Annotated in this window: 18 protein-coding genes and 2 pseudogenes; 8 read left to right on the forward strand and 12 right to left on the reverse strand. The window is 63.9% G+C overall.

Annotated features, from left to right (window positions below):
• Window positions 1–1247 precede the first annotated feature (1247 nt).
• A complete protein-coding gene (locus WQQ_RS24995) occupies window positions 1248–1652 on the reverse strand; it encodes a sterol desaturase family protein (RefSeq protein ID WP_237715088.1) in 405 nt (134 codons plus the stop codon).
• 35 nt (window positions 1653–1687) lie between these two features.
• Window positions 1688–2065: pseudogene (locus tag WQQ_RS25315) on the reverse strand (sterol desaturase family protein); the annotation flags it as partial.
• Window positions 2066–2787: 722 nt separating this feature from the next.
• Between WQQ_RS25315 and WQQ_RS24775 the strand changes: the two are divergent.
• From WQQ_RS24775 to ypfJ, 3 genes and pseudogenes are all read left to right on the forward strand, one after another.
• Window positions 2788–3773 (forward strand): annotated as a pseudogene (locus WQQ_RS24775) (integron integrase).
• A 197-nt stretch (window positions 3774–3970) separates the two neighbouring features.
• Window positions 3971–5155, forward strand: a complete 1185-nt coding sequence (tgt, locus tag WQQ_RS18800) for a tRNA guanosine(34) transglycosylase Tgt (RefSeq protein WP_050997761.1) — start codon at window positions 3971–3973, stop codon at window positions 5153–5155.
• Window positions 5156–5182: 27 nt separating this feature from the next.
• On the forward strand, window positions 5183–6028 hold the full coding sequence (gene ypfJ, locus WQQ_RS18805) for a KPN_02809 family neutral zinc metallopeptidase (protein WP_007186844.1): 846 nt from the start codon (window positions 5183–5185) through the stop codon (window positions 6026–6028).
• Between the two features lie 122 nt (window positions 6029–6150).
• On the opposite strand, the gene WQQ_RS18810 is transcribed toward ypfJ, so the two are convergent.
• Both WQQ_RS18810 and WQQ_RS18815 read right to left on the reverse strand, forming a co-directional pair.
• The gene (locus WQQ_RS18810; protein WP_007186845.1) at window positions 6151–6978 is read right to left on the reverse strand and encodes a hypothetical protein; all 828 of its coding nucleotides are present in this window, start codon (window positions 6976–6978) and stop codon (window positions 6151–6153) included.
• 329 nt (window positions 6979–7307) lie between these two features.
• The gene (locus tag WQQ_RS18815; protein ID WP_007186846.1) at window positions 7308–8177 is read right to left on the reverse strand and encodes a universal stress protein; all 870 of its coding nucleotides are present in this window, start codon (window positions 8175–8177) and stop codon (window positions 7308–7310) included.
• A 173-nt stretch (window positions 8178–8350) separates the two neighbouring features.
• Here WQQ_RS18815 and WQQ_RS18820 point away from each other — a divergent pair, with 173 nt between their 5' ends.
• Together WQQ_RS18820 and WQQ_RS23305 are read left to right on the forward strand one after the other, a co-directional pair.
• Entirely contained in the window at window positions 8351–8920 is a 570-nt protein-coding gene (locus WQQ_RS18820) for an RNA polymerase sigma factor (RefSeq protein ID WP_007186847.1), read from the forward strand.
• A 1-nt stretch (window position 8921) separates the two neighbouring features.
• Window positions 8922–9674, forward strand: a complete 753-nt coding sequence (locus tag WQQ_RS23305) for an anti-sigma factor (protein ID WP_007186848.1) — start codon at window positions 8922–8924, stop codon at window positions 9672–9674.
• Window positions 9675–9788: 114 nt separating this feature from the next.
• Here WQQ_RS23305 and WQQ_RS18830 read toward each other — a convergent pair whose 3' ends face one another.
• The 5 genes from WQQ_RS18830 to WQQ_RS18850 form a co-directional block, all read right to left on the reverse strand.
• Entirely contained in the window at window positions 9789–11684 is a 1896-nt protein-coding gene (locus WQQ_RS18830; RefSeq protein WP_007186849.1) for a response regulator, read from the reverse strand.
• Between the two features lie 66 nt (window positions 11685–11750).
• Complete coding sequence (locus tag WQQ_RS18835; protein ID WP_040455095.1) at window positions 11751–12212, reverse strand: response regulator; 462 nt, start codon at window positions 12210–12212, stop codon at window positions 11751–11753.
• Window positions 12213–12224: 12 nt separating this feature from the next.
• A complete protein-coding gene (locus tag WQQ_RS18840) occupies window positions 12225–14540 on the reverse strand; it encodes an ATP-binding protein (protein WP_007186851.1) in 2316 nt (771 codons plus the stop codon).
• Window positions 14537–15121: a biliverdin-producing heme oxygenase gene (locus tag WQQ_RS18845; RefSeq protein ID WP_007186852.1), complete on the reverse strand. Its 585-nt coding sequence runs from the start codon at window positions 15119–15121 to the stop codon at window positions 14537–14539. The genes WQQ_RS18840 and WQQ_RS18845 overlap by 4 nt, the downstream gene beginning before the upstream one ends.
• 173 nt (window positions 15122–15294) lie before the next feature.
• Window positions 15295–15741 carry a Spy/CpxP family protein refolding chaperone gene (locus tag WQQ_RS18850; RefSeq protein ID WP_007186853.1) on the reverse strand — a complete coding sequence of 149 codons (447 nt, stop codon included), beginning with the start codon at window positions 15739–15741 and terminating at the stop codon, window positions 15295–15297.
• Window positions 15742–15929: 188 nt separating this feature from the next.
• On the opposite strand from WQQ_RS18850, the gene WQQ_RS18855 reads away from it, so the two are divergent.
• Together WQQ_RS18855 and WQQ_RS18860 are read left to right on the forward strand one after the other, a co-directional pair.
• Window positions 15930–16631, forward strand: coding sequence for a response regulator (locus WQQ_RS18855; protein ID WP_007186854.1), 702 nt, complete (start codon window positions 15930–15932; stop codon window positions 16629–16631).
• Window positions 16628–17941, forward strand: coding sequence for a sensor histidine kinase (locus tag WQQ_RS18860; RefSeq protein ID WP_007186855.1), 1314 nt, complete (start codon window positions 16628–16630; stop codon window positions 17939–17941). The genes WQQ_RS18855 and WQQ_RS18860 overlap by 4 nt, the downstream gene beginning before the upstream one ends.
• A gap of 22 nt (window positions 17942–17963) precedes the next feature.
• Here WQQ_RS18860 and WQQ_RS18865 read toward each other — a convergent pair whose 3' ends face one another.
• The 3 genes from WQQ_RS18865 to WQQ_RS24055 form a co-directional block, all read right to left on the reverse strand.
• Entirely contained in the window at window positions 17964–19070 is a 1107-nt protein-coding gene (locus WQQ_RS18865) for a hybrid sensor histidine kinase/response regulator (protein WP_007186856.1), read from the reverse strand.
• Between the two features lie 182 nt (window positions 19071–19252).
• Complete coding sequence (locus WQQ_RS18870; RefSeq protein WP_007186857.1) at window positions 19253–19480, reverse strand: hypothetical protein; 228 nt, start codon at window positions 19478–19480, stop codon at window positions 19253–19255.
• A gap of 275 nt (window positions 19481–19755) precedes the next feature.
• A complete protein-coding gene (locus tag WQQ_RS24055; RefSeq protein ID WP_007186858.1) occupies window positions 19756–20160 on the reverse strand; it encodes a glycine zipper family protein in 405 nt (134 codons plus the stop codon).
• Window positions 20161–20376: 216 nt separating this feature from the next.
• Here WQQ_RS24055 and WQQ_RS18880 point away from each other — a divergent pair, with 216 nt between their 5' ends.
• The gene (locus WQQ_RS18880) at window positions 20377–22011 is read left to right on the forward strand and encodes a TldD/PmbA family protein (protein WP_007186859.1); all 1635 of its coding nucleotides are present in this window, start codon (window positions 20377–20379) and stop codon (window positions 22009–22011) included.
• The last annotated feature ends 26 nt before the right edge of the window (window positions 22012–22037 follow it).

Here is a 22037-nt window from a genome sequence, read left to right on the forward strand (position 1 = left end):
ACAAGAAGAAGGATAGTGGCCGCATAAAAAGATGCTTTCATAGAGTTCCCTGCTTTTCCTTTACGCCCAACGCCGGCGTTAAGCCGCCGGACTCGCCGCAGCGAAGCGGAGGCGAGGACGGTCGGCTTCAACAGCTTGTTGGGCCGAGCCCCTTGCTACGAACATTTCAGTCTCCTACGAAGAGAATCTCAGCGACGCGGTCATTGGAGTCGCACCGTACGCTGAGCTGAAGATCATCAAGGAGGCTGAGATCGTACAGCGACAGACCCCTACTAGGAGGTACCGACATGGTGTTCAATAGATCACTCGTGAACGTAGGCTCCGAATACTCCAAGTCCGGAGAACTATGGGCGGCGGCGTAGCGATGGAATTCCGCGCGCACCTTCTCGCAGCTGTCTCCTTCTGCCACCTGACGAGACAAACGTGCGAGTGGGTGTGCAAACTTGTTGTGGATGTACGGGTACATCACCGCCACGCCGATGAGGCCTGCAGCGCAACCTAGTGCGATCGATCCGCGCATGTCACGACATATGGGCCCAACGCCGAGCATAAGCCGCGGCCACGCCGGAGCGCAGCGGAGGCGTGGACGTCGGCTTGATGCTCTGGTTAGCGCGGGCCGGGTTGGTGGGCGCCAGAAACCCAGCTGCAGGCGACGAGCACAACGGCAAACTCAGGGCGCTTGCAGAGCCGAGCTGAAACTCGGTTCGCTGCAAGGTTGGAAGATGCGCCATGTTGATGAACTTGAGCACGCTATGCCTTTGCGCCTTTGCCGCTATAACGCCAAAACTCACGCGCGGCGAAGCCGTCGCGTGGAGTGCCTTGTTGGGCGGGACATACCCTCAGCCCTGTGGGCTGAGCCGAACGGTGACGCGTCTGTTCCAGCACTGCAAAATTTCTCCCGATGCATTGCGTTGCATGATTATGTTCTTTGGATGCCGGACCTCAAGGGTTGTGTCATCAAGCCACCTGATTTCCAAACCAAGATCTACACCACCTGCGCTAACTGCGCCTGCGCCACACTTGCCCCCATCGAAAGACAACAAGACTTGGGTGTGACTTCCCATCGGGCCCCAGCGCGTTTCAACAATCTCGGCGGTGCACCAGCCAGGCGGAGAGACCGACTGCGAAATCACTTGAGACGGCAAGTGATCGCCGCCGCTGCGTCCGCAAGCAACAAGGGCAAAGGCCGCGCTCAAATTTGCAAACCGCTTTATAAGCCTGACGTCCGAGACGCCCAACGCCGCAGTTCACCCGCGGCCCCGCCGGAGCGGCGAAGCCGCGGAGGCGGGGTCGTCGGGTGCAACTGATGGTTGGGCGCGTGCCTTGGGCATTGCGACTTCAGTGATATGTACATCCCTGAGCTTCAACATATCGAATATCCGGGAGCTTCTGTCGCCGATGAATCCGCAATGCACTACCCGCTCTTTCGGGTTTTCCCAAGTACCGAACATCAGATCCCACAATGGGAGCCCGTAGTTATTCGCATGGAAGTCGGTTTTGTGATGAACACGGTGCATTTCCGGGCGCGCCACGATGTAACCCAGCCAGTACGGCGTTCTCTTGTCGGCATGAATGAACAGGTTATAGAGGGCGGCGAAGAGGAGCGCCCAAGCGGCCGCATTAGCGTAGCGCCGTAGATCAGGTACGCGCACAGACTGCTGATGAATGTCGCAGCGACTCCGTCAAGTGGGTGCATATAGAAAGAGGTCAGCGCTTCGATGCGGGTGGGGCTGTGATGAAGCTGGTGAAACACACGCCAGAGGAAGTCGAATCTGTGCATTGCCCTGTGCCACCAGTATGCGACGAAGCTGCTGGTAAAGAAGCACAGAGTCCCAACCGCAACTTCTGGCCACGTGGCTGGCAATGTGACCAGAGAATTAGTGGAAAACCACCGATGGAAGACAACGCCGGCGGCTAGCGTGAATCCGACTTGAACGATATTGAGGACGCCGGCACTGCGCATCCAGCGCCTATCGCAACTCGCCCCTGTGGCAGGAGCAATCACTTCGAGCGTAAAGACCGCACAGAACGCGAAGAGCACTACAAAGTAGAGAGCTATAGTCATCGCAGACCTCTTTGTGCCCAACGCGGAGTTAAGCGGCGGCCCGCGAGCTGCCGTTGCAGAACCCAAAGCGGTTTCGGGGCCGTCCGCTTGAACGCCGGTGCCAGAAACCCAGCTGCAAGCGACGAGCACAACGGCAAACTCAGGGCGCTTGCAGAGCCGAGCTGAAACCGGCTTCGCTGCAAGCTTGGAAGATGCGCCATGTTGATGAACTTGAGCACGCTATGCCTTTGCGTCTTTGCCGCTATAACGCCGAGCTTAAGCCGCGGGCCCGCCGGAGGCGGGACCGTCGGCTTGAAGCGTTGGTTGGGCATGAGCGCCCGAAAGTAGCTGCCGCAACTGCTCCGTTGTGTACGAACCGTGGCCTTGCGCAATGGCTTTAAGTGCAGGTACCAACGCCGCAGCTCCAGCCCGACCAAACTGCTTTTCAAGCTCTGACCTGTCTTCTGACTTAAAGAACTTGGCGGGAGTGAAGTCGTAGTAAAGCTCAGAAAATGACGAGCCGTAGCCAACCTCAAACCAGTGTTGCCCACTCTCCATGCGATGGGCTATCTGGAAGTCCCTGAAGTGGGATGGCCCACAAAAGATGATTGTGCCTTTCATGCCCAACGCGAATTAGAAGACACGGGATTGTCCAATAAACTGGCAATGCTTTTCGATAAGCTCGTCACAGTCTTTGCAACCCCTTGAATGTTATGAATCCCCATCGCTCGATGGGAATTCTCATGTCCAATAAACCGGCAGGCCCACAGAACCCGAAGCTGCTCGATCTGGTGCGTTTCCGAATTCGCGCCAAGCATTACAGCCTCAGTACTGAAACCAGCTATGTCGACTGGATTAAACGCTTCATCTTGTTTCACGGCAAGCGGCATCCGGTGGAGATGGGCATTGCGGAGGTCGAGGCATTCCTGACCGACCTGGCGGTGACTCGCCACGTCTCGGCCAGTACCCAGAACCAGGCATTGGCGGCCATTTTGTTTCTGTATCGCGATGTGCTGGGTCAGGAGTTGCCCTGGTTGACCGAGGTGGTGCGTGCCAAGAAGCCGCAGCGGTTGCCGACGGTGCTGTCGCGTGGCGAGGTCGAGGCTTTGCTGCGAGCTACACGCGGGGCCACCGGGCTGGTGGCTCGTTTGCTATACGGAACCGGCATGCGGCTGATGGAGGCCGTTCGGCTGCGAGTGAAGGATGTGGATTTCACTTGCAGCGAGATCGTCGTGCGCCAAGGTAAAGGCGGAAAAGACAGGGTGACGATGCTCCCGCAGAGCCTGAAGGCTTCTCTGCGCGAACAATTCCGAGCTCGGCGCCACCTGTTCGACCAGGATGTGCAGGCTGGCTGAGCAAACGTATGGATGCCGGATGCTCTGGTAATCAAGTATCCGAACGCAGCAAAGGAGTGGGGTTGGCAGTACGTGTTCGCTGCTCAAGCCTTGTCGGTCGACCCGCGCAGTGCTTCGGTGAGGTGGCACCATTTGGACGAGAAGCTGGTGCAGCGTCATCTTCGCATTGCGGCATTGTCCGCGCAGATCACCCGCCCGGTTTCGCCTCACGTACTGCGGCATTGTTTTGCCACGCATCTGCTCGAGTCGGGCTATGACATTCGCACGGTGCAGGAGCTGCTAGGCCACAGCGATGTCAGCACCACCATGTCTACACGCACGTGCTCAATCGCGGTGGGCGTGCGGTGAACAGCCCGCTCGACGGTTTGGAGTGAGGTGGGGTCTGCAAAAATCACCAATCCATCGTGAGGCTGGCCAAAAGGGACGGGCTCCAGGGTTCGTGGAGGCAGGCTGTGCAGCCGTGTGAGGCAATTTTGAATAAGGGACAGGCCGATGAGGGCGTCCCCAACTTGCACCCCGTTCCGGTTCCCGATACAACGCGCCCCTCTTGCCGCAAGCGGATCGTCGATCAGTGGAATTCCAGCTTCTCAGTACCTCGGGGGCCGCTCGCCGTGGCCGGTTGACGTTCGAGCGCGGGGTGGTGGAGACGCCCATCTTCATGCCGGTGGGCACCTACGGGACGGTCAAGAGCGTTTCGCCCGAGGAGCTGCGCGCGGTCGGTAGCCAGATCATCCTCGGCAATACCTTTCACCTGATGCTGCGGCCGGGTGAGCAGCTGATCCGCGACACCTTCGGCAGCCTGCATGGCTTCATGAACTGGACCGGGCCCATCCTCACCGACTCGGGTGGCTTTCAGGTCTGGAGCCTGGCCGAGCTGCGCAAGATCAGCGAGGAGGGGGTGAAGTTCGCGTCGCCGCTCAATGGCGATCGCATCTTTCTGACGCCCGAGCGCTCGATCGAGGTCCAGCATGCGCTGGGCTCGGACATCATCATGCAGTTCGACGAGTGCACGCCGTACCCGGCCACGGAGAAGCAGGCGCGCAGCTCGATGGAGCTGTCGGCGCGCTGGGCCGCGCGCTGCAAGACGGCTCACGGCGACAACAAGAATGCGCTTTTCGGCATCGTGCAGGGCGGCATGCATGCGCATCTGCGGCTCGAATCGCTGCAGCACTTGGCCGGCATCGGCTTCGACGGCTACGCGGTCGGCGGGCTGTCGGTCGGCGAGCCCGAGGTGGAGCGCTTGCAGGTGCTCGACGCGGTGGGGCCGCAGCTGCCGGCCGATTGCCCGCATTACCTGATGGGTGTCGGCACGCCGCGCGACATCGTGCAGGCGGTCGGGCGGGGCATCGACATGTTCGATTGCGTGATGCCCACGCGTAATGCGCGCAACGGTCATCTGTTCACGAGCCAGGGCGTGATCAAGATTCGCAACGCGGCGCATCGCACAGACCCGGCTGCGCTCGATCCGAATTGCGATTGCTATACCTGCCGCAACTACTCGCGTGCGTATCTGCATCATCTCGACCGCTGCGACGAAATGCTCGGGCCGCGGCTCAACACCATTCACAACCTGCACTATTACCTGAGCCTGATGCAGCGCATCCGCAAGGCGATCGAGGACGATCGCTTCGAGACTTTCGCTGCCGATTTCCTTGCCTCTCCTGAAGGGCGGCCGGCCAAATCCAAGTTGTCGGTCGCGGTGGCGGATGCAGCAAACGGCAGTACAGCGAATACCGGCGACACTGGCGACAACTGATGATCCCCTATCCACCGGAGTCCGGGCATGAAATGGCGTGAGGGCAGGCGCAGCGGCAACGTCACCGGTGGTGGCGGCGGCGGTGGCGGTTTGAGGCTCGGGTTGGGTGGCGTCGCGGTGGTCGTGGTGCTCGGGCTGTTGTTCGGCAAGAGCCCGATGGAGATGCTCGGGCTCGTCGCCCAGCTCGAACAGGGCGGGGCGCCGACGCAGCAGCAGCCGCTACCCGACAACGAAACCACCGATTTCGTGCGCGCCATCCTCGGGTCGACCGAAGATGTCTGGAGCGCCTTGTTCACCCAGAGCGGTTCGCAATATCAAGCGCCGACCCTGGTGCTGTTCTCGGGCTCGGTGCAGACGGCTTGCGGCGGCGCGAGCTCGGCGAGCGGGCCGTTCTACTGCCCGGGCGATCGTCAGGTCTATCTCGACACCAGCTTCTTCGACGAAATGCGCCAGCGGCTTGGTGGCGGCGGTGACTTTGCCAACGCCTACGTGATCGCGCACGAGGTCGGCCATCACGTGCAGACGCTCACGGGTACCACGCAGAAGGTGCAGCAGGCGCGTGCGGCCGGGCAGAGCGTGGAGGGCGACGGCGGCCTGCTCGTGCGCCAGGAATTGCAGGCCGATTGCTACGCGGGCGTGTGGGCCCACGTGGCCGAGCAGCGCCTGCACTGGCTCGAAGAAGGTGATGTCGAACGGGCGCTGGCCACCGCAAGCGCGATCGGCGACGACCGCCTGCAGCGCGAAGCCCGCGGCACGGTCGTGCCGGATGCGTTCACGCACGGGACGTCCGAGCAGCGCGTGCGCTGGTTCCGCAGGGGCTTCGAGTCTGGAGAGCCGCAGCGCTGTGACACGTTTGCGGCGGCAGACCTCTAAGACGAGTCGGGCGGGGTAGCGCGAAAGCGCGTAAGCCGCCTTCGGCTCATGGCTCAGGCATCAACGCAAGCGGCGGGTCACGGCCTTCGGCCTGACCCGCCCCACGAACGGCCGATCTGTTCCTACTGCTTGAGCAGCCCGATGAACGAGTCGACCTTCTGGTCGATCAGCGCTTTCACGTTCTTCTCGAGCGTGAATTGCAGCGGCTTGGAGAACGGCTCGGGAATGTCGTTGGGCATGCCGGGAATTTCCACGTAAAGCCGTTCGCCGGGCGCTTCCACCGGTGCCTGCAGCTTGCCAGGCAAGCCGACGATGCGATGGAAGCGAATGGTGGAAAACGCGGCGTTCTGCGTCTTGCCCATCCCGCTGCGGTTGTAGAGGCCGTTGCCGAGCAGGGTCTGCGAAGTGCCGGTCACCCCATCGTCGAGCTCGTAAGGTGAAACCACGATCAGCATCTGCAGGCGGTTCTGCTTGATGATGGCGTCGAACTCGTTCTGCCATTCGCCGAAGTTGCCGGACTTGCCGTTCCAGCTCTTTTGCCATTCGGACTTGTAGCGCAAGAGCCGGGCGCTCGGGCGGATCAGCACTGGCTGGTAGGGCACGCCGCCCAGGATGCGCTTGCGCAGGGATTCGGTGACGTAGCCCGGAAGATCGAAGCTCGGGATCAGCGTGCGGCGAAAGTCGCCACGCCCCAGCGTGCCCGCGTGCGTGAGTGCGATCTCGTTGTCGAGCGCCACCATCAGGCCCACGCGGCTGCCGTTGGGCAGGCGGGTGCTGACGGGCGGCTTCCAGGCCGGGTCCTTGATCGACGCCTGATCGTATCCCTGCTCGGCCGAACTGAAGATCTTGACGCCGCCGATCTTGTCGTCGGGGCTGGGTGTCGACGAACAGGCCGACAGCAACAGGCACAGCAGCGCAGCAACTACACCGTAGCGTTTCAGCACAAGCATCCATTCTCTCCGGGGGCGTGGGCGACACCCGTCGCCCGGTTCAGGTCCTGACGACCCGATTGTGATGAGGCTCGGGTTCTTCGAACGTCGCGAAATGACCAAGGGTCGAACTCGCCGCCCGGATGGTCCCTGATGCCATCTTCGAAGAGCTTTTTGCTCGCTTGCGGAAAGACTTACCTCTGGCTTGCGGGCGACGTTATCGCACAGTCCGACGCCGGCGTCAGCATTTCTGCGTACGAAAATTCCGGGTGGGACTGTCGGCGTCGGAGACGAAGAAGGCCCGCGCCGGGGGCAGGCCTTCGCTCGCGCCGAAACGAGAAGCGCCGCGGTTAGTGCGGCTGGCGGACGATGAGAACCGATTGCTTGCCGTGGCTCAGCAGATGCTCGCTCGTGCTGCCGACCAGAAAGCGCTCGAGCGCGCCGCGGGGATGATGGCCGGCCACGATCACTTCGGCCCCGATCCGCTCACTGAGCTCTTCGAGCGCGATGTCGACGCTGCCGAACACCAGGTGGCGTCGCGGCTCCGGCACACGGTAGCGGTCGGCCAGGATGCGGAAGCGCTCGCGATGCAGGGCCTGCAGCTCCTCGGTCAGCACCGGCGTGGCCGCCACGCCCTGTAGGCCCGCGTCTTCGGGCATGTTGATCACCGGCTCGACCGCATGCGCGACATGCACTTCGGCTCCGGTCGCGGCGGCCAACCGCTCGGCCTGCGCGATCACCCCGGCGTTCAGGTCATCGGCTCCTGCGGCCTCGACGATGTCGACCGCGGCGAGCACCCGATGGGGGACGTGATCGCCCCGGCTGCCGACCACCATCAGCGGGACCGGGCACTGGCGTGCGAGCGCCTGATCCTCCGGTGTCGAGAACAGCCGCCGCAGAGCACTGTTTTTGCCGGGCTGCTTGATGACGAGATCGGGAGCGAACCTGCCGATGTCCGCGAGCAGGGCGTCGGGCTTCAACGGGCCGGCGAGCAGATGGCCGCTGGCTTCGATGCCTTCGCCCCGCAACAGGGTCAGCGTCGAGGCGAGCCAGCTCGCGGAATCGGCATCTGCGTCGCCGGCCTCTGTGCAAGCCTGAAGGATGATGCGGGCCTGCGTTCGCCTGGCCAGCGCGATACCCTGTGCGAGCGCCGGGCAAGGGCCACTGCCTGCCGGAACCATGAGCAGAATGCGTTGGTAGGAAGCGCTGTTGTTCGTCATGACCAGCTCCTGTCTGGGAGTCGTCGCACCATAGGCGTGGCCAACTGTCTGCCCACGGAATGGGCACCCGGGTCGGCGCCGTGCGAATTTGCACCTTGAAGGGTGTGCAAGCTCGCGCTTTCCCATTAGCCTATCCGGATGCATCCAGTTCTGGCCGGCCGCCGAAAAGCCCAATGACATCCGAGCTGCCCGACAAGCTGCTCGAGCGTGTCGCCAAAGGAGACCGTTCGGCGACCCAGGAATGCATCCGTCGCCACGGTGCGTTGGTCTGGTCGCTGGCCCTGCGCTCGACGCATGGGGACAGGGCCGAAGCCGAGGATGCGGTCCAGGAGATCTTCATCGAAGTGTGGCGCGCAGCAGGCAAGTACGATCCGGCCAAGGGCAGTGAATCGCTGTTCGTGGCGATGATCGCCCGGCGTCGCCTGATCGATCGTTTTCGCGCCAGGGCTCCCGAGACCACCGATATCGAGGATGTCGAGATCGTGGCCGATGATGATCCGGCGCAGGCCGCCGAGCTCGGCGCCGATTTCAATGCGGTGCGCGCCGGTCTGACGCAGCTCAAGCCCGAGGAGCGCAAGGTGCTCGATCTGGGCTTCGTCTACGGCATGACGCAGTCGGAGATCGTGGAACGCACGGGCATGCCGCTAGGCACCGTCAAGTCGCATATGCGCCGTGGCCTGATCCGGCTGCGCGAATGGTTGCAGGCCGGCGGAGCCGCCGGCCGTACGGGCGAGGGGATCTGACATGACTCAGAAACCCAATCACGGTCCCGATCGCGTCGAGCTGGACGACGAACTGCTGAGCTGGCTCACGCAGGACAAGCGCAAGACGCTCGACTTCGACAGCCTCGACGAGGAGCAGCGCGAGCTCGAAGCCGCCGCGGCGCTGTATGCGCTCGGCAGTACCGATATCGAGCCGATGCCGGCGCACTTGCAGGACAAGCTCGTTGCGCTGGCCGATCAGCATCTCGATCCCGCCAAGGCGCTCCCGGCCGCCTCGAAGCCGAAGCCCGAGGGCTGGTGGAGCAGCCTCAAGCTGGCCTGGGGCACGGCTGCATTCGCGACCCTGGCCGCGGTTGCGCTCGGCGTGAGGCTCGTGAGCCTGCCGGTGGCCGAAGCGCCGCCGAAGCTGGCCGACCTCATCGGCACGCACATCCCGTTGCAGCCGGGCCCGGATCAAGCCGGCCAGGGTGTGCGGGGCGAGGTGATCTGGGATGCGCAGCGCGGCGGCGGCTACCTGAAGCTGGCGGGATTGCCGGTCAACGATCCGCAGCGCGAGCAGTATCAGCTCTGGATCTTCGACGGCACGCGCGACGAGCGCTATCCGGTCGACGGCGGCGTGTTCAACATCGTGCGCAACGGCGAGGCCGAGCTGTGGATTCGCGTGCCGGTGCCGGTGCGCCAGGCCGCGCTGTTCGCGGTCACGGTCGAGAAGGCTGGCGGCACCGTCGTGTCGGATCGCGGCCGCATCGTCGCGATCGCCAAGCCAGGGGCTTGAGGAGCCGGGAGACGGGGAGCGAGAGACGGGAGACGCAACAGCGGTTTTGTTTCGCACTGCGTTTCTTGCTTTTGCCTCTACGTCTCCCGTCTCTCGTTCCCGTCTCCCGGCTTCTCACAGCGTCAATGACTGAATCAAGGAACTGAGCCGGTCGAAGCCGACCGGTTTGGTCACGTGCGCGGTGAATCCGGCCTGGCGGCAGCGCTTGACGTCGTCGTCCATGCCATAGCCGGTCATCGCGATCGACGGGGCGTTCTGATGCGTGACGAACACCTTGACCACGTCGGTGCCGTCGCCGTCGGGCAGGCCGATGTCGCTGATCAGCAGATCGAAGCGGGCGCTGGCCGATTTTTGCTTGGCCTCTTCCACGTTCGCGGCCGATTCAACCGTATGACCCGATAGCGTCAGCAGCGTGGTCATCGCCAGCGTGGTGTCCTCGTTGTCTTCGACGAGCAGGATGTTGAGCGAGCGGTTGGCGGCCGGCTGCGACTCGACCGGCGTGTCCGCGCGCTCGTCGAGCCGCTCGGTCAGAGGCAGCGTGAGCGTGAAGCTCGCGCCCCGGCCGTCTCCATCGCTTTCGGCCACCAGGTCTCCCTTGTGCTTGAGCGCGAGCGCATGGGCGATCGCCAGGCCCAGCCCGAGACCGCCGAACTGGCGATTGATGGTGCCGTCGGCCTGCTCGAACGCCGAAAAGATGCGCGGCAAGGCGGCCTCGGTGATGCCGATGCGGCTGTCGGCGACCCGCAGGGCGAGCGTCCGTGAATCCGGATTGAAAGTCTCCACGCTGATGCGCCCGCCGGCCGGTGTGAACTTGATCGCGTTGCGCAGCAGGTTGGAGACGATCTGCTGCAGCCTCATCGAATCGCCGTCGACCTTGGCCGGATCGGCACCAAGCCTGATTTCGAACTGATGGCGCTTGTCCGCCGCGTCGACCTGGGCGCCGGCCAGGATCGGCTCCAGCGTCTCGTGGAAATCGAGCGGGCGCAACTGCAGGCTCATCTTGTCGTGCGAGATGCTGGTGAGATCGAGCAGATCGTCGATCAGCCGCGATTCAAGCTCGATGTTGCGGCGGATCAGCGGCAGCAGCTCGGCGAGCTTGGGCGGCAGGTCGCCGCGCTGCTCGATGAAGCTGGTCGCCGCGAGGATCGGCGTGAGCGGAGTGCGCAGTTCGTGCGAGAGCATCGCCAGAAAGCGGTCCTTGGCCGCGTTGGCGGCTTCGGCCTCTTCCTTGGCGGTGCGCAGGGCATCGGCAGCGCGCCGGGCTTCGGTGGTGTCGCGGATGATCTTCGAAAAGCCGATCAGCTCACCGGCGTCGTTGCGAATGGCGGTGGTGACGATGCTGGCGAAGAACTCCTCGTTGTCACGGCCGTGCATCCAGGTTTCGCGCACATGGCTGTCCTGATGCTCGGCGATGCTGATCGAGGCCATGACCTCGCGATCGCCGCTTTCGTCGTTCGCGAACAGCCGGCCGGCCGACTTGCCGACGACATCGTCGGCACGGAAGCCCAGCAAGCGCTCGGCCGCGCCATTCCAGCTCAGGATGCGGCCGTGCCGGTCGAGACTGATGACCGCGTAGTCCTTGAGCGCGTTGACCAGCAGCCGAAAGCCGGTTTCGTATTCACGCAAAGCACTTTCGGCCCGGATGCGATTGCGGCGCTCGTCGGATTCGGTGACCGCGCGGCGCACCGTCATCGGCAAGCGCTGCAGGCGTTGCTTGATGACGTAATCGGTCGCTCCCTGCTTGAGCATTTCGACTGCGTGCTCCTCGCCGAGCACGCCGGATACGAAAATGAAGGGCGTCTCGGGGGCTTCGGCGCGGGCGATCGAAAGCGCTTCGGCACCCGAGAACGTCGGCAGCATGAAGTCCGACAGGATCACATCGAAGTGTTTGCTCGCGAGCTGGGTGCGAAAGGCGGCTTCGGTGTCGACGAGCGTCAGTTCGAGCTCACAGTCGAGCATCATGAGCCTGGCCTCGTTGAGCTCGGCGTCCAGGCGATTGTCCTCCACCATCAGGACGGACAAGCGTCTGGGCCATATCGCTGACGACGGGGGGTTCATCGCGTCCGGGGCCCTGGCCTAGCTCACGCCTTTGCGCAACACGCGGGCCGAGCCCGGCGGCGGCTCGTTGAGTACGGCCCAGAAGATGCCGAGATCGGCGATCGCCTCGACGAAGTCGCGAAAGGCGACCGGCTTGACCACGTAGGCATTGACGCCGAGCTCGTAGCTGCGCAGCAGGTCGGGCTCTTCGCGAGAAGAGGTCAGCATCACCACTGGAATGCTCTTGAGCGACTGCGTCGAGCGCACCGTCTGCAGTACTTCGATGCCATCGACCTTGGGCAGCTTGAGATCGAGCAGGATCACCGCCGGGTTGCCGGCGATGCGGTGGGTGAACTCACCGCGACTGTGCAGGTAATCCAGCGCTTCGGCTCCGTCGCGCGCGACGATGACTTCGTTCGCCAGCTGGCTCTTGGCCAGCGCGATCAGGGTGAGCTCGAGGTCCTTGGGATTGTCTTCGACGAGCAGAATGGGTTTGAGCATGGAGGTCATCCACTAATTTCCTGAAACCGTTCTGGTTGCCGGCGGATTGGGGCCGGCGACCGTGTTCTTGTTTGTTTTGGGTAACGAAAATGAAAACGTGGCTCCCCGGTCGGGTTCGCCGGCGGCCCAGACGTGGCCATCGTGGCGCTCGATGATGCGGCGTACGTTGGCGAGGCCGATGCCGGTGCCTTCGAAGTCTTCCATCCGATGCAGGCGCTGGAACACCCCGAACAGCTTGTTCGCGTAGTTCATGTTGAAGCCGACGCCGTTGTCACGTACATGAATCACGTGATAGTCGGGCTGATCCTCGGCTTCGATCCGGATCTCGGCGGCCGGGCGCTTGCGCGTGTACTTGACGGCGTTCGACAGCAGATTGCGCAGTGCCAGCTGCAGGAAGGTGGGGTCTGCGTTCACGCTCGGCAGTTCGCCGATGTGCCATTGAATATCGCGCCCCGCGGTTTCATCGTCCAGATCGGCGATCGTGCGATCGATCAACGATCGGAGCGGAAAATCCGAGCGGCGCAGGGCCGAGCGCCCCATTTGCGAAAAGCTCAGCAGGTTGTCGACCAGCGTGCCGGCGAAATGCGCCGACTCCTCGATGTTGTGCAGAAACCGCGTGCCGCGCTCGCTGAGCACGTTGCCTTCGAATTCGCGCAGCAGATCGGCATAGCCGACGATGTGCCGCAGCGGAGCGCGCAGGTCGTGCGAGACCGAATACGAAAACGCTTCGAGCTCGCGGTTGGAACGCGAAAGCTCTTCTGCGAGCGAGGCCAGCTCTTCGGCGCGGCGCAGCACCACCGCGAGAATCGCGCCGCGGAATTCGAGCGCGCCTTCGAGCTCGCTGCGCCGCCAGGGCAGCGAGCGGCCGCGGACGGTTTCGACCCAGCTTTCGAAGCTGCTGCGCGGGCGCAGGCGCTGCACGGTTTCGGATGACGATTCCGGGTCCACGGCCTTGGCCGGGTTGCCGGCCCAGCGCACGGTCTGCACGACTTCGGGACGGAACCAGATCAGGAAGTGCTGGTGCAGCTGCGAGATCGAGATGGCGAGCACGCCGGCGATGTGATGTCCGAGCGCGGCGGCACCGTCGTATTCGCTGGCGAGCTGATGCGTGCTGAAGATGCCCTCCAAGGCGCGATCCCCGATCCAGTCCACCAGCGCGAAGATCGCCGGTTCGTTCGGCGCGTCGCCGAGCCGCAGGCAGCGGCCGCCCGAGATGATCGCGGCACCGCTGGCTTCGGCGAAGCCCAGAAAAGCCTCCGCATTCGCGGCCAGACCGCTGACGAAGTTGTCGCTATCGGTCATCGAGGACAGCAGCGACACCATCTTGCGGCGCAGCTCCAGGCTGTGCGTGGCTTCGCTGCGCTCCTCCTTGGCTTCGATCTGCAGCGACAGGATCTGCCCCAGGTGCTCGCAGGCGGTGCGGATATCGAACGGCGGCTTGCGCGCGCTTTCGTGATGGCAGGAGATCAGACCCCAGAGTTCACCGCGCACGATGATCGAGATCGACATCGATGCGAGCGTGCGCATGTTCTTGAGGTACTGCACATGCACGGGCGAAACGCTGCGCAGGCCCGAGTAGCGCAAATCGGTGGGCTTTTTGGTGATCGGGTTGAGCGCCGGAACCAGCGGTGAGGGCACGTAATGGGCATCGGCGATCAGGCGGATGTGATTGCTGCGGTACAGCTCGCGCGCCTGCTTGGGAATGTCCGAGGCCGGGAAATACAGGTCCAGGTAGGACTCGTAGCCCGGCTCGAGGCTTTCGCCGAGCACATGGCCGTGGCCTTCGTCATTGAAACGGTAGACGAGTACCCGGCCGAAGCCGGTTATACGGCGCGTTTCGCGGGCCGCCAGCTCGCAGAGCTCGATCACCGATTCGGTCTGCTGCAGGCTCGCGACGAACGAGCGCACCAGTGGATACATCGTGCCGAAACTGCTTTCGTCGTCGCTCGCAGCCGGCTCGATTTCGAGGATCAGCAGGCCATCGTGACGATGCACGATCGCGTCCATGAGCTGTTCTCGGACGCTCATATGGCCGAGGTACAGCGGTCTATCGAGCAGGCCGCCCGCGGTCACCGCACGATGCAGGCGCTCGAGGCTCGATTGCGAAAGCAGATCGGCGATCGGCCGGCCGAGCAATTCGTCCGCTGCCTTTCCAGCCAGCTCGCGGACGTTCTCGCTGAGCTGGGCGATGGTGAGCGCGAACTCATTGAGGCAGAACCAATAGCCGTGCGGCTGAATGGCGCCCGGAACATGGATGGGCTCGCGGTCGCAGGCATCGAGCAGATCCTGCGGCAGGGCATCGACTGCGGTTTGCGGCCGCACACTCATGCAACGCCCCGCAGAGGCTGGGCGAACCAACGGCCGAGATCGACGAAGCAATCGCGTGCCGCAGCGATGGTGGCTGGGTATTCAGCCCAAGCCAGACTGTCGGCCATGCGCTCGCGGAAGGCTTTCCACATCGGTCCGGTGTGGGCGCCGTGGCCCAGGAAGTAGGCGTTGCCGGCCCCCGGCGCGAGATTGAGCTGGCGCGCGACATGCGGGCCCAGCACGCGACCGCCGAGCGTCGAGCCTTCCATCACGTAGAAGCGACCGAACCAGCGCGCCTTGTCGCCCATGTCGGTGAACGCGGAATGACGCGACAGCTCATCGATCACCCCGGGACTGACCCCGAGCTGCAGCAGATCGGCCACCAGCTGCGAGCAGCGCAGGCGAGGCTTGACGAGGTCTGCGAGGTCGGGCGGGGCAAATTGCTGCAACGCACGTTCGTAGGGCTCTACGTAGCCGAGAAAATGCTGCAGCGTCCCGATGTAATGCTCTCGCGTCAGCCCAGGTCGCATCAGATCGAGCTGATCTTCGAGGGCCTGATGTTCGACTGCCGTTTCTTCCTTGAGACTGGCAAACAGGTCCATGCATGGGCCACAAGCGAGTGTTGTCCGAATGATAGCGGTCCGATGTTTCTAATACGAATTGGATTAACGGAAAGATGCAGAAGTGCGCAATGTCGAACTTTTGTCTACTGCGTGAACGGAAAGGGCCGGCATGGCCGGCCCTTTTTTACAACATGGCGGAGCCACTCGGATGCTTAGTTTTCCCTCGGCGGTACCGGGCGCTTGGCGAGCTCCGCGGCGAGCTCGCTGCGCTGGGCCGGGGTCAACACGCCGTAGACCTGGCTGCGCAGGCTGGCCATCTGTTGTACCCGGTTGCGGGCTTCGGTGGCCTCGGCATCGGCGAGTTGCTGGGTCAGCGATTGGAACTGCGCGGTGCCCGGCGTGGCGAGCTCGAAGCTCCGGCGCAGCTCGAATTGCGCCTTGCGATCGGACTGGCCTTGCTCGCGCTGGGCCTTGAGGAAGCCGCGAATCTGCTCGCGCTGCGAATCGCTCAGCTCGAGATTGCGCAACTCGTGCATGAAAGGTCCGCCGCGATGCGGTCCGGGACCGTGGCGGCCAGGACCGCCTTCCTCGTTGGCGAAGGCGGCGGAAGAAAGGGCTAGACCGGCCGCCAGAGCGGCGATGGTGATGGAACGACGCATGATCAAACTCCGGTTGCTGCGGGATGAGAGCCTGGCCGTCGCTTGAAGTGTCGATGGCCCGGGCTGCGGGAGTATTGAAACGCGCCCCACCATCGAGAAACGTTGCGAGCGCGTAAAGATGAGTAAACGGCTGGCCCTGCGCCGGCTTTCGCCTTGCGACAACGGCAAGACACGGCAAAAGTAGCCGCATGAACCGAATACTCATCGCAGACGACGATCGCGAGCTGTGCCGCTTGCTGAAGGACTACCTGGGCCGCGAAGGCTTCGATGTCGACACCGTGCACGACGGCCAGAGTGCACTGGCCCGGCTCGCCGACCCGGCGCGGCGCCCGGACCTGCTGATCCTCGACGTGATGATGCCGGGACGTGATGGCCTGCAGACGCTGGCCGAATTGCGTGCGCGCCATGCGCTGCCGGTGATCATGCTGTCGGCTCGCGGCGAGCCGGTGGATCGTGTGGTCGGCCTCGAACTCGGAGCCGACGACTATCTGGCCAAGCCCTGCCTGCCGCGTGAGCTGCTCGCCCGCATTCGGGCGCGCCTGCGCCAGGCGGTGCCGAGCGTGCCGGCCGCTTTGCAGATCGGGCTCATGCGCTTGCAGCCGGCCGAGCGTCGTGGTTTTTACGCCGATACCGAGCTGGAACTCACGGGCGCCGAATTCTCGCTGCTGCTCGCGTTGGCGCAGCGTGTGGGGCAGGTGGTCGACAAGGCCGTGCTCACGCGCGAGGCGCTAGGCCGTGAGATCGAGCGCTTCGATCGCAGTGTCGATGTGCACCTGTCGCGCCTGCGCCGCAAGCTCGGCGATGCGTCGGAGCAGCAGATCCGCATCGAAGCCATTCGTGGTGTCGGCTATCAGCTGGTGGTGCCGGGCATCGAGGAGCGTGCGAAGTGAGCCGGCTCTATCTGCGATTGCTGCTGTGGTTCTGCATCGCCAACGTGCTCACGCTGTTGATCAGCGTGTTCCTGACCGAGCGGCTCACGCGCCATGCCTACGGCATCGAACCCGATTGGCCGGCGCTGGCCGCGCAGGCCAATCGCGCTTATGAACGCAAGGGTCGCGAAGGTCTGGAGCACTGGATCGACGAGCGCCGCGAGGCCGGCTTCGAAGCGACCTTGTTCGAGGGCGAGCGCAATTTGTCGGGCCGTCGTCCGCCGGCTCCACGCTTGCTGTACGAGTTGATGGCTTCGGACAACGTCGAGATCCGGCTGCGGCCCGACGTGCGCGTGATCGGTCAGCGTGTCGTCGGCCGCGACGGCGTTGCACGGCAGTTCGTCGCTTTGCGCCGACCGCCGCCGCCGCCGCGCCTCGAACAACTGCTGGCGATGCAGATCGGCCTGTCGGTGCTCGTGATCGGCATCATCGGCTGGTGGCTCGCGCGCTCGATCGCCCGGCCGGTCGCGGCGGTCGGCCAGGCGGCCCGGCTGGTGGCGGCGGGCGATCTGTCGGCTCGCGTGCCGGCGCGCTTTTCGCGCGGTGCGGACGAGGTCGGCGATCTGGCTCGCGATTTCGATCGCATGGCGGCTCGCATCGAGGCGCTCGTCGTGCAGGAGCGCGGCGTGCTGCAGGATGTTTCGCATGAGCTGCGGTCGCCGCTGGCGCGTTTGCATCTGCTGATCGATCTCGCGCGCGGCGCTCCTGCGGCCGAGGCCGAAGCGCATTTCGCCCGTACGGAACACGAAATTTCGCGACTCGACCGGCTCATCGGCGACGCGCTCGCGCTGTCGAGGCTCGAGTCCGATCTGCCCGGAGCCGAGCGCGAATCGGTCAATCTCGGCCAGCTCATCAACACGCAGGTCGAGGATTTTCAGCTCGAGGCCGATGCTCGGCGCATCCGTCTCGATGCCGATCCCGCGTTCGGTGTTTTGGTGTCCGGCAGCACGGTGTTGCTCGGCCGTGCGCTCGACAACCTGATCTCGAACGCGATCAAGTTCAGCCCGGACGAAGGCCGCGTGCGCGTCTCGCTGCGCACGAGCGGCGCGTATGCGGAGCTATCGGTGCGCGACTGGGGACCGGGCGTTCCGGACGATGAACTCGCCATGCTGTTCCGCCCGTTCTTCCGTGGCAGCAACGCGGCGCGCGCCGAAGGCCACGGGCTAGGCCTGGCGATCGTCGAGCGCATTGCGCAGGCGCATCGCGGCAGCGTGGAGGCCGTCAATGCCGAAGGGGGCGGACTCGAGGTGAAGCTGCGGCTTCCGCTGTGATGCGTGAGGGCCCGATCGGGCCTCACATCATCGGCAATTCGAAATGCAGCGCTGCGCCGTGCGGAATGACGTTCTGCGCCCAGATGCGTCCACCATGGGCCTCGACGATGCCCTTGGTGATGTAGAGTCCGAGCCCGGTTCCGCCGCGACGGTCGGCCGTCGTCGAGAAATAGGCCTCGAACAGGCGCGGCAGATCGGCTTCGGCGATGCCGGGGCCGGAATCCTCGATGGCGAAGTGCAGCACGCCGGTTCCCGCATGACCTTTGACGCAAATGCGGGAGCCTTCGTCGCAGAACTTGATCGCGTTGCCGATGAGGTTGCCGAAGACCTGCAGCAGGCGCTGGCGATCGCAGTTCAGCAAGTTCGGCATTTCGCCGAGCTCCATGTCGAGCGTGAGCTTCTTGGCGGCGGCCCGACGTTGCTGATGCTCGACCGCCTCGAGCACGATCTCGCGAATGTTGCAGGGCTGGCGATTCACCGACAGCCGGCCGCTGCGCAGCGTGGCCATGTCGAGCAGATCGCTGATCAGCCGCTGCATGCGGTCGACCGAGCGGTTGAGGATGCCCGCGAGCTCGAGTGACTGCGTGTCCTGGCGAATTTCGCCGACCTTCTGCAGCAACTGGGCGGTCATCGCCACCGCGTTGAGCGGATCGCGCAGGTCGTGCGAGACCACGGCGAGCACGTCGTCACGCAGTTGCACGGCGCGGGCGAGGTCTTGCTTGCGACGATAGAGGCTGAAAAAAGTATCGGCCTTGTGCCGCAGGATGTTCGGATCGATCGGCTTGAACAGAAAATCCACCGCGCCGCTTTCGTAGCCGCGAAACACGCGCTGCGCCTCGCGCGAGGCTGCAGTGACGAAGATGATCGGCACGTGCCGCGAACGCTCGTTTCCGCGCATGAGCTCGGCCAGCTCGAAGCCGTCCATCTCGGGCATGTGCACATCGAGCAGGGCAAGCGCGACGTCGTGCTTGAGCAGCAGTTCGAGCGCCTCGTAGCCGGACTGGGCGCACAGCACATCGACGTCGTCGGCTCGCAGCAAGGCTTCGAGTGCGACGAGATTCTCGGCAACGTCGTCGACGATCAGGCACTTGATCGGCGGCAGCTGCGATTCGCGCCGGGCCGGAGTCATTCGCCTCGCGAGCTCGGCTGGACTGTAGCGAGGGTGAACGAACGGGATGGAGTCAAGGCTTTCACGCGCTGGGGTTTCACGGTGGACGACGGGCTGCGGATGCGCCCGGCCGACGATGGTAACGCGCGGAAGCGAATTAATCGTCCCATCCGCCACATCCGTGGCCATATGCGGGGGCTCGATCAAGGGCAGTAGAAAACGTAGCGGCCTCGCCGACGGCAGCGAGGCAGGCCGGCGCGCACGGAATGCAGTACGCCGAAACCGACATCGCGTGCGTGGAAGCCGGGTCTGGACGGAGGCAGGCGCCGCTGCATCGGCGCGGTCTGCTCGGTGGGTTCCTCGAACTTGCGCTCGGCAACCAGCTTCAACTCGCGCGTTGCCGGCCCGTGGTATTCGGCTTCTGTACTCATGGAGCCCCTTCTGAGTTCTGGCCGGGAAACCCAAATTCCGTGCCGCGCGGCCAGGGGCTCAAATGGCAATCAAATCAAGGGAATCGGCCGAGCTGCAAGCGTTTTGACCATGCAAAATGCGAGCGGTCTGCGCGATGGCTTGCAAATTGCCCGAAAACTCGCGGAGACCGGCCCGGTAGGAGCCCGAAGCAGGCGAGTCGTCCGCAGGGTGTCCGCTGCGGTGTCCGCGGACAGCCCGGCGGACACTGCGGCGGCTCCCCTGGCCGCGTCCGGCGTTAGTGGCGGTGATGGCGGTGACGGTGGTGGCGATCGTGGTGATGGGGATGACGATCGTAGTGGCGCGGAGCTGGACGATAGACCACGACGTCGCGGTGGCGATGGCGCGGCGGGGCGTAGTAGTGGCGCGGACCCCGATCGTAGCGGCGGTCATAGCGGGAATGGTGGCGATGGTCATAGCGACGATCGTGATGGCGATGATCTCGGCTGTCCGCGACCGCGACGCCGAGCGCGGCGCCCGTCACCGCGCCGACGACCGCGCCTTGATTGCCCGCCACGCTATGGCCGATGACGGTTCCGACACCGGCGCCGATGAGGCCGCCGGTGGTCTTGTCTCCAGCAAAAACCGGCATCGCAGTGCTGGCGAGCAGCGCGCCGGTGATGAAGAGAATTTTCCTGTCCATGTGAATTTCTCCGTTTCTGGCCTCGATCGAGGTCGGTCTCAGGCTGCCGTTCCAGTGTGCAAACACTGTGGAGCCAGCATGGAGTTTCACTCTTGCCGCAGCGGCTCGAACCTGCATAGCTGACTATCGAATGAATCCAGGCCCGTTTCGTGCCTGCTGACGGCCTGTCCGCTGTTTTTCGCAATCGAATGTCCGCACTCAAACGAAGGAGCACGCATGCTCAGACGTGATTTCATCAAGATGAGCGGCGCCGGTGTCGGCGCGCTCATGCTGCCGATCTACGGCAATGCCGTCGCCGCCGATATTCTCGGCACCAAGATCGACGTGGCGCTCAAGAAGCGGTTCGCCGACGTGGCGCTCAATACCGCGAAGAAGGGCGGAGCGAGCTATTGCGATGTGCGCATCGGCCGCTATCTGCGCCAGTTCGTGATCACGCGCGAGAACCGCGTCGAGAACGTGGTGAACACCGAGTCGATGGGCACCGGCATCCGGGTGATCGCCAACGGAACCTGGGGTTTCGCTGCCACCTCGGACTTCAGTGAAGACGGCATCGCCAAGGCGGCCGCGCAGGCCGTCGCGATCGCCAGGGCCAATTCCAAGTTCCAGGGCGAGCCCGTGCAACTCGCGCCGAACAAGGGCGTCGGCGACGTGTCCTGGGCCACGCCGATCGTGAAGAATGCGATGGAAGTGCCGCTCAAGGAGAAGGTCGACCTGCTCATGGAGGTGAACGGGCAGGCGATGAAGGCGGGCGCGGACTACATCAACTCGATCCTGTTCCTCGTCAACGAGCAGAAGTACTTCGCGAGCACCGATGGCTCGTACATCGACCAGGACATCCATCGCATCTGGGCGCCGACCGAAGTCACCGCGATCGACAAGGCGTCGGGCAAGTTCCGCACGCGCGAAGGCCTGTCGGCGCCGATGGGCATGGGTTTCGAATATCTCGACGGCAAGCCGGCCGGCAAGATCGCGCTGCCGGGCGGCGCGGTGGCGTATTCGAGCTCGTACAACATGGTGGAAGACGCGGTCGCCGCGGCCAGGCAGGCGCGCGCGAAGATCAAGGCGCGCTCGGTGAAGCCCGGTCGCTACGACCTGGTGCTGGACCCTTCGCATCTGTGGCTGACGATCCACGAATCGGTCGGCCATCCGACCGAACTCGATCGCGTGCTCGGCTACGAGGCCAACTACGCCGGAACCAGCTTCGCCACGCTCGACAAGTGGCGCAGCAAGAGCTTCAAGTGGGGCAGCGACAAGGTCAACATCGTCGCCGACAAGACGCAGCCGCTTTCGCTCGGTGCGGTCGGCTACGACGACGAGGGCGTCAAGACCAAGCGCTGGGATCTGATCAAGAACGGCGTGCTCGTGAATTACCAGGCGATTCGCGACCAGGCGCACATCATCGGCGAGAAGGAAAGCCAGGGCTGCTGCTACGCGGATAGCTGGTCGAGCGTGCAGTTCCAGCGCATGGCCAATGTTTCCTTGCAGCCGGGCGGCACCAAGCTGGCGGTCGAGGAGATGATTTCGAAAGTCGAGAACGGCATCTACATCATCGGCGACGGCAGCTTCTCGATCGACCAGCAGCGCTACAACGCGCAGTTCGGCGGCCAGCTGTTCTACGAGATCAAGAACGGCAAGATCACCGAGCAGATAGAGGACGTGGCCTACCAGATCCGCACGCCGGAATTCTGGAACGCCTGCTCGGCTGTCTGCGACGATCGCGACTACCGCTTCGGTGGCTCGTTCTTCGATGGCAAGGGCCAGCCCGGCCAGGTGTCGGCGGTCAGCCACGGCTCGTCGACGGCGCGCTTCGATGGCATCAACGTCATCAACACGGCTCGCAGCCTCGGCTGATTCCGCTCGATCATCAAGGAAACCCA

The sequence above is a fragment of the Hydrocarboniphaga effusa AP103 genome (genome assembly GCF_000271305.1).
GTDB lineage: Bacteria > Pseudomonadota > Gammaproteobacteria > Nevskiales > Nevskiaceae > Hydrocarboniphaga > Hydrocarboniphaga effusa.